Genomic DNA, 13,290 nt, shown 5'->3' with positions numbered 1-13,290 from the left:
TGTGTCGCCAATGTTCTGTCTTATTGCTGGCCCGCCGGCGCGGTTTCTGCGCGCACCCAGGCCAGGTAGGGCGCGAAGCCGCTAGCCAGCGGCCACGCCACGATCTCGGGCACCTCGTAGGGGTGTGCCGAGCGTATCGCCGCTTCCAGCGCCGTGTAGCGCGCCGACGTGGTCTTGATCAGCAGCGGCCATTCCCTGGCCTGCTCGATTGCGCCTTGCCAACGGTATTCCGACTCGCACGGCGCCAGGCGGTTCACACAGGCGGCCAGCCCGGCCTCCAGCAGCGCGGCGGTCATCTGACGCGCGCTCGCCTCGTCGGGCAAGGTGGTCATGACCATCCAGACTTGTTGCGCCGGCTCCACCTGTCCTTCACGTTCCATCGTGACTCCTTTCCCTCTCATGCGGCCGAACGCGCGCCCAAAACAAAAGAGCCAGGCATCAGCCTGGCTCGATTGTAGGCGGTATGCGACAACCCGTCCTTGCGGTCGGGCGACGCAGCAACCTTATTCTGCGGCTTCTTCGGCCGAGGTCTCTTCAACCTCAGGACGATCCACCAGTTCGACCAGCGCCATCGGCGCGTTGTCGCCCTGACGGAAGCCGAACTTCAGGATGCGGGTGTAGCCGCCCGGACGTGCGTTGTAGCGCGGGCCCAGTTCGGTGAACAGCTTGGTGACCATGTCGCGGTCGCGCAGGCGGGCGAAGGCCAGACGGCGGTTGGCGACGGTGTCCTTCTTGGCCAGCGTGATCAGGGGCTCGACAACCTTGCGCAGTTCCTTGGCCTTGGGCAGGGTGGTCTTGATCAGCTCGTGCTGGAACAGCGAGTTGGACATGTTGCGCAGCATCGCGAGACGGTGCGACGAGGTGCGGTTCAGTTTCCGCAGGCCATGACGGTGACGCATGATGGTTCCTTTCTATTTCAGTGTTTGACCAGCTCTTCTATCGCCGGACGCTTGCCGCAGCTTGCTTCCAGACGCGGGCCGGTAGTCGGTTGAAGCCGCCGGCACATGCCGGCGGCCGCGCTTGCGCGGGAGGCTGCTTGCGCGGCCTCCCGGTGCAAATTACTTCTCCAGACCTGCGGGCGGCCAGTTCTCGAGCTTCATGCCGAGGGTCAGGCCGCGCGAGGCGAGGACTTCCTTGATCTCGTTGAGCGACTTGCGACCCAGGTTCGGGGTCTTCAGCAGCTCGTTCTCGGTACGCTGGATCAGGTCGCCGATGTAGTAGATGTTCTCGGCCTTCAGGCAGTTGGCCGAGCGCACCGTCAGCTCCAGGTCGTCGACCGGGCGCAGCAGGATCGGGTCGATCTGCGGCGCGCGGCTCGAGGCGGCTTCCGCCGACGACTCGGTGCCTTCCAGGGCGGCGAACACGGACAGCTGGTCGACCAGGATGCGGGCCGACTGGCGGATCGCTTCCTCGGGCGAGATCACGCCGTCGGTTTCGATGTTCATCACCAGCTTGTCGAGGTCGGTACGCTGCTCGACGCGGGCGGACTCGACCGCGTACGACACACGGCGCACGGGCGAGAACGAGGCGTCCAGCACGATGCGGCCGATCACCTTGCCCGACTCGTCGCCGAACTTGCGCACGTTGCCCGGCACATAGCCGCGGCCTTGCTCGACCTTGATCTGCATGTCCAGCTTGCCGCCGGCCGACAGATGGGCGATCACGTGGCCCGGGTTGATGATCTCGACGTCGTGCGGCAGCTCGATATCGGCAGCCGTCACCACGCCTTCGCCTTCCTTGCGCAGCGAAACCGTGACTTCGTCGCGGTTGTGCAGCTTGAAGACCACACCCTTGAGGTTCAGCAGCAGGTTGACCACGTCTTCCTGCACGCCATCAATGGTGGAATACTCGTGGACCACCCCAGCGATCGTCACTTCAGTCGGCGCATAGCCGACCATCGAGGACAACAGCACGCGACGCAGCGCGTTACCGAGCGTATGCCCGTAGCCACGCTCGAACGGCTCCATCACGACCTTGGCGTGATGATCGCCCTGCGGCTCGACGGCGATGATTTTTGGCTTGAGGAGTGCTGTTTGCATTAGGTTGTCCTTTTCAATACCCTCGGCTCGTTACACCGATAAGGCTGACGTTTGGAACCTGAACATCCCATCGAACGATGGGCAACAAGCCCGGCGCGCCGGAGCGCGTCGGGCTGGAGAGGGAGCTTGGCGAAAAACGCAAGCGTTGGGCCGGTCGTAATCGTCGGACCAATGCCTGGGATTAGCGCGAATACAGTTCGACGATCAGGCTTTCGTTGATGTCGCCAGCAATATCGGCGCGATCCGGTGCTTGCTTGAAGGTGCCTTCGAACTTCTTGGAGTCGACGGCGACCCAGGTCGGGAAGCCCGACTGCTCGGCCAGCGACAGCGCTTCGGCGATGCGCACTTGCTTCTTCGATTGTTCGCGCACGGTCACCACGTCGCCGGCCTTGATCTGGGCCGACGGCACGTTCAGGGCCTGGCCGTTCACCAGGATCGCCTTGTGCGACACCAGCTGGCGTGCTTCAGCCCGGGTCGAGCCGAAGCCCATGCGGTAGACGACGTTGTCCAGGCGCGATTCCAGCAGTTGCAGCAGGTTTTCGCCGGTGTTGCCCTTGCGGCGGTCGGCTTCGGCGAAGTAGCGGCGGAACTGGCGCTCGAGCACGCCGTAGATGCGCTTGACCTTCTGCTTCTCACGCAGCTGGTTGCCGTAGTCCGAGGTGCGGGCACCCGAGGTGCGGCCGTGCTGGCCCGGCTTGCTGTCCAGCTTGCACTTGTCGGCCAGCGAGCGGCGTGCGCTCTTCAGGAACAGGTCGGTGCCTTCGCGGCGGGAAAGTTTGGCCTTCGGGCCGGTATAACGTGCCACTTTATCTTCCTTTGATCGATCGCGACGTGCCGTCGCCCATGGCGACGCGCCGCGAGTCCGCCGGATCCTGTCGCCATATCGGCGCGGCTCGACGAACGGTGGGCTTATCCAGCGCGGCCTTCCGATTGAAGGCCGCGCAAAACAGCATGACTCTTTGCCGTCCCGACTGGCCACGACTGCCAGGGGGCCGACACAAAACGAAAACCTGCCGCAAGAAACTGAGGCAGGCCAACGCGCGATACTACCACAAGCGGCCGCATCAGGGAAACCCTGACGCGGCCAGTGCCAAGCGCTTAGATGCGGCGGCGCTTCGGCGGACGGCAGCCGTTGTGCGGCACCGGCGTCACATCTTCGATGATCGCGATCTTGATGCCGAGCGCGTTCAGCGCGCGCACAGCCGATTCACGGCCAGGGCCGGGGCCCTTGATGCGCACTTCCAGGTTCTTGATACCCTGGTCCTGCGCCACGCGGCCGGCGTTCTCGGCAGCAACCTGGGCAGCGAACGGGGTCGACTTGCGCGAACCCTTGAAGCCCTGGCCACCGGCGGTCGCCCACGACAGGGCGTTGCCCTGGCGGTCGGTGATGGTGATGATGGTGTTGTTGAACGAAGCGTGGACGTGCGCGATGCCGTCGGCGACGTTCTTCTTGACCTTCTTACGCGCGCGAGCGGCGTTGTTCGGACCTTTTGCCATTGTCTATCTTCCTCTGCCTTCGGCTTTACTTCTTCAGAGCCACGCCGGCCTTGCGCGGACCCTTGCGGGTACGGGCGTTGGTGCGGGTACGCTGACCACGCATCGGCAGTCCCTTGCGGTGACGCATGCCACGATAGCAACCAAGGTCCATCAGACGCTTGATATTCATCGTGGTCTCACGACGCAGGTCACCCTCGACCGTGACCTTGCCCACTTCATCACGAAGCTTTTCCAGGTCGCCGTCAGTCAGGTCCTTGACCTTCTTGTCAAAAGGAACGCCGGTGGCCTCGCAGATTTTGCGGGCGCGCGAGCGGCCGATACCGTAAATAGCCGTCAGGCCGATCTCGGTATGCTTGTGGTTCGGGATGTTAACCCCTGCGATACGTGCCATTCGTCAGTCCTCTCTACGATTAGCCTTGGCGTTGCTTGTGGCGGGGATCCGACGAGCAGATCACGCGCACGACACCGTTGCGCTTGATGATTTTGCAGTTGCGGCAAATGCGCTTAACAGAAGCCAGCACTTTCATGATTTTCCTCTTCCTTCATTTCCTGTTCGCTTCACCTCGTCCGGAAGACGATGCGTGCGCGCGACAGATCATATGGGGTCAGCTCGACGGTCACCTTGTCACCCGGAAGAATCCGGATGTAGTTCATTCGCATTTTTCCGGAGATATGGCCCAAGACAACATGGCCATTCTCCAGCTTCACACGGAACGTTGCGTTGGGAAGGTTTTCCAGGACCTCCCCGTGCATCTGGATGACATCGTCTTTTGCCATACCTAGCCCGTACCGACCCGGCTTCAGCGCAAGGTCAGATTACCCTTGAAATTCGCCTTCTTCAGCAGCGACTCATATTGCTGCGACATGACATAGGACTGAACCTGGGCCATGAAGTCCATCGTGACGACCACGATGATCAGCAACGAGGTTCCGCCGAAATAGAACGGAACATTCCAGCGCAGCACCAGGAATTCCGGCAACAGGCAGACCAGTGTGATGTAGATCGCACCAGCCAGCGTCAGGCGCACCAGGATCTTGTCGATATAGCGCGTCGTCTGCTCGCCCGGACGAATGCCAGGAATGAAGGCACCGCTTTTCTTCAGGTTGTCCGCAACTTCACGGCTGTTGTACACCAGGGCCGTATAGAAGAAGCAGAAAAATACGATTGCAGTCGCGTACAGCAGGATGTACACCGGTTGGCCAGGCGAGAGCGTGGCAGCCAGGTCCTTGATGAACCGGCCGACCGCACTGCTCGAGTCCGAGGTGAACCAGCCCGCGATGGTCGCCGGGAACAGGATGATCGACGATGCGAAGATCGGCGGAATCACCCCGGCCATGTTCAGCTTCAGCGGCAGGTGCGACGACTGACCGCCGTACACCTTGTTGCCGACCTGACGCTTGGCATAGTTCACCAGGATCTTGCGCTGGCCGCGCTCGATGAACACCACGGCGAAGGTCACGCCGCCGATGATCGCCACGATCAGGATCGAGGCGATGATGCTCATCGAACCGGTGCGCACCAGCTCGAACAACCCTCCGATCGCGTTGGGCAGGCCCGCCGCGATACCGCCGAAGATGATGATCGAGATGCCGTTGCCCAGACCACGCTCGGTGATCTGCTCACCCAGCCACATCAGGAACATCGTGCCGGTCACCAGCGTGATCACAGCCGTCGCCCGGAACATCAGGCCCGGATCCAGCACCAGGCCCGGCTGCGACTCCAGCGCGACCGCGATCGACAGCGCCTGGAAGGTGGCCAGGACCACCGTGCCGTAGCGCGTGTACTGCGTGATCTTCCGTTGCCCCGCCTGCCCCTCCTTCTTCAGCGACTCCAGCTGCGGCAGCACGATCGTCAGCAACTGCATGATGATCGACGCCGAGATGTACGGCATGATGCCGAGCGCGAAGACGGTGAAGCGCGACAGCGCACCGCCCGAGAACAGGTTGAACATCCCGAGGATGCCACCCGACTGACTCTGGAAAAGCTTCGCCAGCTGGTCCGGATCGATTCCCGGCACCGGGATATGCGCACCGATGCGGTAGACGATCAGGGCCAGCACCAGGAACATCAGCCGGCGCTTGAGATCGCCGTACTTCGCCGTGTTCTTGGCTAGCGCGCTTGCATTGGGTTTCGCCGTGGCCAAACTATGCTCCGACTGTGACTCGCCTTGACTGCGAAATCAGCTGCTAGTTTATTCCGCGATCTGGCCGCCAGCGGCTTCGATCGCAGCCTTGGCGCCAGCGGTGGCACCCAGACCCTTGATCGTCACCTTGCGGGTCAGCTCGCCGGCCTTGATGACCTTGGCGCTCTTGACCAGGTCGCCGACCAGGCCGGCCTGCTTCAGAACCAGCAGGTCCACCTCGGTGGCTTCCAGGCGCTCGATGTCGCGCAGGGTCACTTCAGCGTTGAAAGCCTTGGTCAGCGAGGTGAAGCCACGCTTGGGCAGGCGACGGTACAGGGGCATCTGGCCGCCTTCGAAGCCGACCTTGTGGAAGCCGCCCGAACGCGACTTCTGACCCTTGTGACCGCGACCAGCCGTCTTACCCAGGCCGGAGCCGATACCGCGGCCGACGCGACGCTTGGCGTGCTTCGAACCGGCGGCCGGTTTCAGGTTGTTCAGTTGCATCTTGCTCTCCGAGTTCCCGGTATCAGGCCAGAACCTTGACCAGGTACGAGACCTTGTTGATCATGCCACGCACGGCGGGCGTGTCCTGCAGCTCCGAAACGGAGTTCAGGCGACGCAGGCCCAGGCCAATCACGGTGGCGCGATGATCCTGGCGCGTGCCGATCAGGCTGCGCACCAGTTGCACTTTTACGGTTTTCTGCGACATTTGCGGGCTCCTTAGCCGAGGATGTCTTCGACCGACTTGCCGCGCTTGGCGGCGATCTCGGACGGAGTGCTCATCTTCTGCAGGCCATCGATCGTGGCGCGGACCATGTTGTACGGGTTCGTCGAACCGTGCGACTTGGTCACCACGTTGGTCACGCCCATCACTTCGAAGATCGCGCGCATCGGGCCGCCGGCGATCACGCCGGTACCTTCCTTGGCGGGCATCATCAGCACCTTGGCGGCGCCGTGCTTGCCAACGACTTCGTGTTGCAGCGTGCCGTTCTTCAGCGCGACCTTGACCATCTTGCGACGGGCTTCGTCCATCGCCTTCTGCACGGCCACGGGCACTTCCTTCGCCTTGCCCTTGCCCATGCCGATGCGGCCGTCGCCGTCACCAACCACGGTCAGCGCAGCGAAACCGAGAATCCGGCCACCCTTCACCACCTTGGTGACACGGTTGACCGAGATCATCTTCTCGCGGAGGCCGTCGTCGCGTTCGTCCTGTTGGACTTTTGCTTGCATCTTTGCCATGACGTATCTCTCTCTAGCGCTTAGAACTTGAGGCCGGCTTCGCGCGCAGCGTCAGCCAGGGCCTTCACGCGACCGTGGAAGCGGAAGCCACCGCGATCGAACGCGACGATTTCCACGCCGGCAGCCTTCGCCTTTTCGGCGATGCGCTTGCCAATCACGGTGGCGGCGGCGGTAGTCGCACCACTGCCGGTCAGTTCTTTGCGCACTTCTGCTTCGAGGGTCGAAGCCGAGGCCACCACTTGGGTGCCGCACGGCGAGTACACCTGAGCGTAAATATGCGAGTTCGTGCGGAACACCGTCAGACGATTCACCTTCAGTTCCGCGATCTTCGCGCGGGTCTGACGTGCACGGCGCAAACGAGCGTCTTTCTTGTTCATCTCTGCACCCCTTACTTCTTCTTGGTTTCCTTCAGGATGACGCGCTCGTCGGCGTAGCGCACACCCTTGCCCTTGTAGGGCTCAGGCGGACGGTACGCGCGGACTTCCGCGGCAACCTGACCGACTTTCTGCTTGTCCGCACCCTTGATGATGATCTCGGTCTGCGTCGGCGTTGCTGCCGTCACGCCTTCCGGCATCTCATGGATCACGTCGTGCGAGAAACCAAGCTGGAACTTCAGCGCAGTACCTTGGACCTGGGCACGATAGCCCACGCCGACCAGGTTCAGCTTGCGCTCGAAGCCGGTGGTCACGCCCTTGACCATGTTCGCCGCCAGGGCGCGCATGGTGCCTTGCAGGGCGTTTGCTTCACGCGACTCGTCAGCCGGGGCGAAGGTCAGCGTGTCGTTCTCGACATTGACCTTGACCAGGCTGTGAATCTCTTGCGACAGCGTACCAAGCGGGCCCTTTACGGAGAGCACGCCGGCCGCCACGTTCACTTCCGCGCCTTTGGGCAGCGCGATGGGAGCCTTACCTACACGGGACATGGTTACTCCTTAAGCGACGTAGCACAGAACTTCGCCGCCCACGCCGGTGGCACGTGCCTTGCGGTCGGTCATCAGACCCTGGGGGGTCGAGATGATCGCCACGCCCAGGCCGTTCATCACCTGCGGAATCTCGCTGCGGCCCTTGTAGACGCGCAGACCGGGCTTCGACACGCGCTCGATGCGCTCGATGACCGGACGGCCTGCGTAGTACTTCAGACCGATGCTCAGTTGTGCCTTGCCGCCTTCTTCTTTCACGGCGTAGTCGTCGATGTAGCCTTCGTCCTTCAGGACCTTGGCGATCGCTGCCTTCAGCTTCGACGACGGCATGACAACCGACGCCTTCTGCACGCCTTGGGCGTTGCGGATGCGCGTCAGCATATCGGCGATGGGATCGCTCATGCTCATACTGTTTCTCCTGTAGCCTGTGCGTAATTACCAGCTGGCTTTCGTCAGACCCGGGATTTCGCCACGGAAGGCGATTTCGCGGATCTTGTTACGCGCCAGGCCAAACTTGCGGAAGGTACCGCGGGGACGACCGGTGATCGCGCAGCGGTTGCGCTGGCGAGTCGGGTTAGCGTTGCGCGGCAGCTGTTGCAGCACCAGACGCGCGTTGTAACGCTCTTCTTCCGACTTCTCTTGGTCGTCGATAATGGCCTTGAGGGCTGCGCGCTTGGGGGCGAACTTCGCCACCAGCTTGGCGCGCTTCTTCTCACGTTCAATCAGAGCCAATTTAGCCACGGTTACCCCTTAATTGCGGAACGGGAACTTGAATGCGGCGAGGAGCGCCTTGGCTTCCTCGTCATTCTTCGCCGTCGTCGTGATGCTGATGTTCAGACCACGCAGTGCGTCGATCTTGTCGTACTCGATTTCGGGGAAGATGATCTGCTCTTTCACACCGATGTTGTAGTTGCCACGACCATCGAACGAACGGCCGGACACACCACGGAAGTCACGCACGCGCGGCAGGGCCACGGTGACGAAACGATCGAGGAATTCGAACATGCGCTCGCCGCGCAGCGTCACCATCGCGCCGATGGGATAGCCCTGGCGGATCTTGAAGCCGGCGATGGCCTTCTTGGCCTTCGTCACCACGGGCTTCTGACCAGCGATCTTGGTCAGGTCGCCAACGGCGAGCTCGATGACCTTCTTGTCGTTGATCGCTTCGCCCAGACCCATGTTCAGGGTGATCTTGGTGATGCGCGGCACTTCCATGATCGACTTGAAACCGAACTGCTCGATCAGCTTCGGGACGACCTGTTCTTTGTAAAATTCTTGCAGACGTGCTGTCATGCTCAACTCCTATACGTGCCCAGAATCAAGCAGCCACGACGGCGCCGGTCGTCTTCAGGAAGCGCACGCGCTTGCCGTCTTCGACCTTGATGCCGACGCGCGACGGCTTGCCATTGGCATCCACGAGCGCAACGTTGGAAATATGCAGGGGCATGACCTTGTCGACCACACCACCGGTGGTGCCCAGCATCGGGTTCGGGCGAGCGTGCTTCTTGGCAACGTTCACGCCTGCAACCGCGACCTTGTCGCCGAGCATGGCTTGCACGGTGCCGCGCTTGCCCTTGTCCTTGCCGGTCAGGACGATGACTTCATCGCCTTTGCGAATCTTGTTCATGGCGGCTCCTTACAGCACTTCCGGCGCGAGCGACACGATCTTCATGAAGCGCTCGGTACGGAGTTCACGAGTCACCGGCCCGAAGATACGGGTGCCGATCGGCTCGAGCTTGTTGTTCAGCAGGACGGCGGCATTGCCGTCGAACTTGATGAGCGAACCGTCAGCGCGGCGCACGCCCTTGGCGGTGCGGACCACGACGGCGTTATAGATGTCGCCCTTCTTGACGCGGCCGCGGGGGGCTGCGTCCTTGACGGTCACCTTGATGATGTCGCCAACGCTCGCATAGCGGCGCTTCGACCCACCCAGCACCTTGATGCACAGCACTTCGCGCGCACCAGTGTTATCGGCCACTTCGAGCCGGCTTTCTGTCTGAATCATGGTGTTATCTTCCCAACTTAATCCGCCTGGCTTGCGGGAATGCAAACCTGCCGGTCAGTCTTGGTCCCGTCGGAACCGGCTTTGCGCCAGCACCGCGTGGGTTGATCAACTTTGAAGTCGGTAGTCGCCTTGCTACCCAGACCGGAGATGCACTCCAGCCAGGACCGCTCGGCCTCGGCTCGCCTCACAGGCCCGCCAGGGTGGTACAGCTATGGCGAACGCAATAAAGCGGAAGTCCAGGATTATAGCAACATAACCCTGGACTTGCAAGTCAAGCTAAAACCGCGTTGTCTTTAGATGACGCGAGCAGCTTCCAGCAGACGCGAGACCACCCAGGACTTCGTCCGGGACAGCGGACGGCTTTCCTGGATCTCGACCTTGTCGCCTTCCTTGTACTGGTTCGCCTCGTCGTGCGCGTGGTACTTCTTCGAACGCACAACGTACTTGCCGTACAGCGGATGCTTGACGCGGTTTTCGATCAGGACCGTCACGGTCTTGTCCATCTTGTCGCTTACGACCCGGCCGACCAGCGTGCGGCGAAGCGACGATTCCGTTTGTGCAGTTTCAGTCATTTCGAGCTCGCCTTTTCATTCAGCACGGTTTGCACCCGCGCGATGTCCTTGCGCACCTTCTTCAGCTGGCTGGTGTTCTGCAGCTGTTGGGTGGCCTTTTGCATGCGCAGGCTAAATTGGGCCTTCAGCAGCTCGGAGAGCTCCTGGTTCAGCCCCGCGGCGTCCTTGCCGCGCAGTTCGGATGCTTTCATTCCTGCTCTCCTTACGTCCCGACCTGACGCACCACGAAGTTGGTGGCGATCGGCAGCTTGGCTGCCGCGAGGCGGAACGCCTCACGCGCCAGCTCTTCGCTCACGCCATCCATTTCGTACAGCATCTTGCCCGGCTGAATCTCAGCCACGTAGTACTCCGGATTGCCCTTACCGTTACCCATACGGACTTCAGCGGGCTTCTTCGAGATCGGCTTGTCCGGGAAGATCCGGATCCAGATGCGGCCGCCACGCTTGATGTGACGGGTCATCGCACGACGTGCCGACTCGATCTGGCGAGCCGTCAGACGGCCACGGCCCATTGCCTTCAGACCGAATTCGCCGAAAGACACGGCGTTGCCACGGGTAGCCTTACCCGTGTTGCGGCCCTTCTGCTCCTTGCGATACTTTCTGCGCTTAGGTTGCAGCATCGTTATTCTCCACTCTTCCCATCTGCGCCAGGCGCAGCGCGGCGACCGGCACCGGCGCCACCGCGACGGTTGCCACCCGGACGGCCTTCGCCTTCACGGCGGCGACCATCGGGACGGCCCGGACGGCGGCGACGCTCGTCTTGCGGCTCTTCCACCACCGGCGCGTCGTTGCGGCCGAGGTGATCACCCTTGTAGACCCACACCTTGACACCGATGATGCCGTAGGTGGTTTCTGCTTCGGAGAAGCCGTAGTCGATGTCGGCGCGCAGGGTGTGCAGGGGCACACGGCCTTCGCGGTACCACTCGGTACGTGCGATTTCGATACCGTTCAGACGGCCCGAGCTCATGATCTTGATGCCCTGGGCACCCAGGCGCATCGCGTTCTGCATCGCGCGCTTCATGGCGCGGCGGAACATGATACGGCGCTCGAGCTGCTGGGTGATCGAATCGGCGATCAGCTGCGCATCGGTTTCCGGCTTGCGGATTTCCTCGATGTTCACGTGCACGGGCACGCCCATGCGACGCTGCAGTTCGGCCTTCAGCAGTTCGATGTCCTCACCCTTCTTGCCGATCACCACGCCCGGACGCGAGCTGTAAATGGTGATGCGTGCATTGCGGGCGGGGCGCTCGATCACGACGCGGCCAACCGATGCGTTCTTGAGCTTCTTCTTCAGGAACTCACGAACTTCGATGTCTTCTTTCAGCATGCCGGCGAACTTCGTGTTGGCGGCGTACCAACGCGAGGCCCAGTTACGGCTGACGGCCAGACGGAAGCCAGTCGGATGAATCTTCTGTCCCATCGTGACTCCTTAGTTGCCGAGTGTCACAGTGATGTGACACGTTTGTTTCTCGATGCGGTTGCCGCGGCCCTTCGCCCGTGCGGTGAAGCGCTTGAGCGAGGTCGCCTTGTCGACGTAGATCGATTTGACCTTCAGTTCGTCGATGTCGGCGCCTTCGTTGTGCTCGGCGTTGGCGATGGCCGATTCGACCACCTTCTTCACGATCCCGGCGGCCTTCTTCGGGCTGAACGTCAGGATGTTGAGCGCGCGCTCGATCGGCAGACCACGGATCTGGTCAGCGACCAGGCGCGTCTTCTGGGCGGAGATGCGGGCACCGCGATGAATCGCTTTCACTTCCATGATGGCACCTTACCTCTTCGCTTTCTTGTCGGCTGCGTGGCCCTTGAACGTGCGAGTGATCGCAAATTCGCCGAGCTTGTGGCCAACCATGTTTTCCGTCACGTACACCGGCACGTGTTGACGGCCGTTGTGCACGGCGATCGTCAGGCCGATGAACTCGGGCATGATCGTCGAGCGACGCGACCAGGTCTTGATGGGCTTCTTGTCCTTGCCGCCTGCAGCCGCTTCCACCTTTTTCAGCAGGTGGGCGTCACAGAACGGACCCTTCTTTGCGGAACGTGTCATGTCTTTAGCTCCTACCTACCGATTAACGCTTGTGGCGCTTCTGCACGATCATGCTGGCAGTGCGCTTGTTGCTGCGGGTGCGGTAGCCCTTAGTCGGGGTACCCCACGGCGAAACCGGATCGCGACCCGCGGCGGTCTTGCCTTCACCACCACCGTGCGGGTGATCCACCGGGTTCATCACAACGCCGCGGACCGTCGGGCGGATACCGCGCCAACGGGTCGCACCGGCCTTGCCGATCACGCGCAGGCTGTGCTCTTCGTTGCCCACTTCACCGACGGTGGCGCGGCACTCGATGTGCACGCGGCGCACTTCGCCGGAGCGCAGGCGAACCTGAGCGTACACGCCTTCGCGGGCCATCAGCACAGCCGAGGCACCGGCGGCACGCGCGATCTGCGCGCCCTTGCCAGGCAGCATTTCCACGTTGTTGATCGTGGTACCGACCGGGATGTTGCGGATCGGCAGGTTGTTACCGGCCTTGATCGGCGCTTCCGAGCCGTTCATCAGCGGCTGGCCCGCAACCATGCCCTTGGTGGCGATGATGTAGCGGCGCTCGCCGTCGGCGAACAGCACCAGCGCGATGTTCGCGCTGCGGTTCGGATCGTATTCCAGGCGCTCGACCTTGGCGGGGATGCCGTCCTTGTCGTTGCGCTTGAAGTCGACCACGCGGTAGTGGTGCTTATGACCACCGCCCTTGTGGCGGGTGGTGATATGACCATTGTTGTTACGACCCGACTTCTGGAATTGCTTTTCCAGCAGCGGAGCGTGGGGCGCGCCCTTGTGCAGGTTGTTGTTAACAACCTTCACCATGGAGCGGCGACCCGGGGAAGTCGGCTTGGTCTTGACGAGTGCCAT

Annotated in this window: 26 protein-coding genes; all 26 read right to left on the bottom strand. The window is 62.0% G+C overall.

Annotated elements, in window-relative coordinates:
- Window positions 1-20: 20 nt before the first annotated feature.
- The 26 genes from cutA to rplB all read right to left on the bottom strand — a co-directional run bounded on the left by cutA (window position 21) and on the right by rplB (window position 13,290).
- Complete coding sequence (gene cutA / locus AC1Z3O_RS00290) at window positions 21-380, bottom strand: divalent-cation tolerance protein CutA (protein WP_483512716.1); 360 nt, start codon at window positions 378-380, stop codon at window positions 21-23.
- 123 nt (window positions 381-503) lie between these two features.
- The gene (gene rplQ, locus AC1Z3O_RS00285; protein WP_483512715.1) at window positions 504-899 is read right to left on the bottom strand and encodes a 50S ribosomal protein L17; all 396 of its coding nucleotides are present in this window, start codon (window positions 897-899) and stop codon (window positions 504-506) included.
- A 159-nt stretch (window positions 900-1,058) separates the two neighbouring features.
- Window positions 1,059-2,039: a DNA-directed RNA polymerase subunit alpha gene (locus tag AC1Z3O_RS00280; protein WP_483512714.1), complete on the bottom strand. Its 981-nt coding sequence runs from the start codon at window positions 2,037-2,039 to the stop codon at window positions 1,059-1,061.
- 181 nt (window positions 2,040-2,220) lie between these two features.
- Complete coding sequence (rpsD, locus tag AC1Z3O_RS00275) at window positions 2,221-2,844, bottom strand: 30S ribosomal protein S4 (protein ID WP_483512713.1); 624 nt, start codon at window positions 2,842-2,844, stop codon at window positions 2,221-2,223.
- Between the two features lie 293 nt (window positions 2,845-3,137).
- Window positions 3,138-3,536 carry a 30S ribosomal protein S11 gene (gene rpsK, locus AC1Z3O_RS00270; RefSeq protein ID WP_211955705.1) on the bottom strand — a complete coding sequence of 133 codons (399 nt, stop codon included), beginning with the start codon at window positions 3,534-3,536 and terminating at the stop codon, window positions 3,138-3,140.
- Between the two features lie 25 nt (window positions 3,537-3,561).
- The gene (gene rpsM / locus AC1Z3O_RS00265) at window positions 3,562-3,927 is read right to left on the bottom strand and encodes a 30S ribosomal protein S13 (protein WP_483512712.1); all 366 of its coding nucleotides are present in this window, start codon (window positions 3,925-3,927) and stop codon (window positions 3,562-3,564) included.
- A 19-nt stretch (window positions 3,928-3,946) separates the two neighbouring features.
- On the bottom strand, window positions 3,947-4,063 hold the full coding sequence (gene rpmJ / locus AC1Z3O_RS00260) for a 50S ribosomal protein L36 (protein WP_008642959.1): 117 nt from the start codon (window positions 4,061-4,063) through the stop codon (window positions 3,947-3,949).
- 31 nt (window positions 4,064-4,094) lie between these two features.
- Window positions 4,095-4,313 (bottom strand): translation initiation factor IF-1, encoded by a 219-nt coding sequence (infA, locus tag AC1Z3O_RS00255; protein WP_483512711.1) that lies wholly within the window; start codon window positions 4,311-4,313, stop codon window positions 4,095-4,097.
- A 23-nt stretch (window positions 4,314-4,336) separates the two neighbouring features.
- Window positions 4,337-5,680, bottom strand: coding sequence for a preprotein translocase subunit SecY (secY, locus tag AC1Z3O_RS00250; RefSeq protein WP_483512710.1), 1,344 nt, complete (start codon window positions 5,678-5,680; stop codon window positions 4,337-4,339).
- A 48-nt stretch (window positions 5,681-5,728) separates the two neighbouring features.
- Window positions 5,729-6,163, bottom strand: a complete 435-nt coding sequence (gene rplO, locus AC1Z3O_RS00245; RefSeq protein ID WP_483512709.1) for a 50S ribosomal protein L15 — start codon at window positions 6,161-6,163, stop codon at window positions 5,729-5,731.
- Window positions 6,164-6,185: 22 nt separating this feature from the next.
- On the bottom strand, window positions 6,186-6,368 hold the full coding sequence (gene rpmD / locus AC1Z3O_RS00240; RefSeq protein ID WP_071010115.1) for a 50S ribosomal protein L30: 183 nt from the start codon (window positions 6,366-6,368) through the stop codon (window positions 6,186-6,188).
- Between the two features lie 11 nt (window positions 6,369-6,379).
- Window positions 6,380-6,898: a 30S ribosomal protein S5 gene (rpsE, locus tag AC1Z3O_RS00235; protein ID WP_483512708.1), complete on the bottom strand. Its 519-nt coding sequence runs from the start codon at window positions 6,896-6,898 to the stop codon at window positions 6,380-6,382.
- Window positions 6,899-6,918: 20 nt separating this feature from the next.
- Window positions 6,919-7,275, bottom strand: coding sequence for a 50S ribosomal protein L18 (gene rplR, locus AC1Z3O_RS00230; protein WP_483512707.1), 357 nt, complete (start codon window positions 7,273-7,275; stop codon window positions 6,919-6,921).
- An 11-nt stretch (window positions 7,276-7,286) separates the two neighbouring features.
- Window positions 7,287-7,820 (bottom strand): 50S ribosomal protein L6, encoded by a 534-nt coding sequence (gene rplF / locus AC1Z3O_RS00225; RefSeq protein ID WP_483512706.1) that lies wholly within the window; start codon window positions 7,818-7,820, stop codon window positions 7,287-7,289.
- Window positions 7,821-7,829: 9 nt separating this feature from the next.
- The gene (gene rpsH / locus AC1Z3O_RS00220) at window positions 7,830-8,225 is read right to left on the bottom strand and encodes a 30S ribosomal protein S8 (RefSeq protein ID WP_483512705.1); all 396 of its coding nucleotides are present in this window, start codon (window positions 8,223-8,225) and stop codon (window positions 7,830-7,832) included.
- Window positions 8,226-8,252: 27 nt separating this feature from the next.
- On the bottom strand, window positions 8,253-8,558 hold the full coding sequence (gene rpsN, locus AC1Z3O_RS00215; protein WP_483512704.1) for a 30S ribosomal protein S14: 306 nt from the start codon (window positions 8,556-8,558) through the stop codon (window positions 8,253-8,255).
- A gap of 9 nt (window positions 8,559-8,567) precedes the next feature.
- Window positions 8,568-9,110 (bottom strand): 50S ribosomal protein L5, encoded by a 543-nt coding sequence (rplE, locus tag AC1Z3O_RS00210; RefSeq protein WP_071010125.1) that lies wholly within the window; start codon window positions 9,108-9,110, stop codon window positions 8,568-8,570.
- A gap of 25 nt (window positions 9,111-9,135) precedes the next feature.
- Window positions 9,136-9,444: a 50S ribosomal protein L24 gene (gene rplX, locus AC1Z3O_RS00205; RefSeq protein ID WP_483512703.1), complete on the bottom strand. Its 309-nt coding sequence runs from the start codon at window positions 9,442-9,444 to the stop codon at window positions 9,136-9,138.
- Between the two features lie 9 nt (window positions 9,445-9,453).
- Window positions 9,454-9,822, bottom strand: coding sequence for a 50S ribosomal protein L14 (rplN, locus tag AC1Z3O_RS00200; RefSeq protein WP_010812388.1), 369 nt, complete (start codon window positions 9,820-9,822; stop codon window positions 9,454-9,456).
- A gap of 293 nt (window positions 9,823-10,115) precedes the next feature.
- Window positions 10,116-10,394, bottom strand: coding sequence for a 30S ribosomal protein S17 (gene rpsQ / locus AC1Z3O_RS00195; protein ID WP_483512702.1), 279 nt, complete (start codon window positions 10,392-10,394; stop codon window positions 10,116-10,118).
- Window positions 10,391-10,585: a 50S ribosomal protein L29 gene (gene rpmC / locus AC1Z3O_RS00190; protein ID WP_109585086.1), complete on the bottom strand. Its 195-nt coding sequence runs from the start codon at window positions 10,583-10,585 to the stop codon at window positions 10,391-10,393. The genes rpsQ and rpmC overlap by 4 nt, the downstream gene beginning before the upstream one ends.
- Window positions 10,586-10,596: 11 nt before the next feature.
- Complete coding sequence (gene rplP, locus AC1Z3O_RS00185) at window positions 10,597-11,013, bottom strand: 50S ribosomal protein L16 (RefSeq protein ID WP_006576240.1); 417 nt, start codon at window positions 11,011-11,013, stop codon at window positions 10,597-10,599.
- Between the two features lie 2 nt (window positions 11,014-11,015).
- The gene (gene rpsC, locus AC1Z3O_RS00180) at window positions 11,016-11,813 is read right to left on the bottom strand and encodes a 30S ribosomal protein S3 (protein ID WP_483512701.1); all 798 of its coding nucleotides are present in this window, start codon (window positions 11,811-11,813) and stop codon (window positions 11,016-11,018) included.
- 9 nt (window positions 11,814-11,822) lie between these two features.
- Window positions 11,823-12,152, bottom strand: coding sequence for a 50S ribosomal protein L22 (rplV, locus tag AC1Z3O_RS00175; protein WP_006576243.1), 330 nt, complete (start codon window positions 12,150-12,152; stop codon window positions 11,823-11,825).
- 9 nt (window positions 12,153-12,161) lie between these two features.
- Window positions 12,162-12,437, bottom strand: coding sequence for a 30S ribosomal protein S19 (rpsS, locus tag AC1Z3O_RS00170; protein WP_483512700.1), 276 nt, complete (start codon window positions 12,435-12,437; stop codon window positions 12,162-12,164).
- Between the two features lie 22 nt (window positions 12,438-12,459).
- Window positions 12,460-13,290, bottom strand: coding sequence for a 50S ribosomal protein L2 (rplB, locus tag AC1Z3O_RS00165; RefSeq protein WP_483512699.1), 831 nt, complete (start codon window positions 13,288-13,290; stop codon window positions 12,460-12,462).

The sequence above is a fragment of the Cupriavidus sp. 09_S30 genome (genome assembly GCF_056930435.1).
The sequence above is the reverse complement of the archived record's forward strand: the minus strand, read 5'-3'. Positions and strand labels throughout refer to the sequence as shown.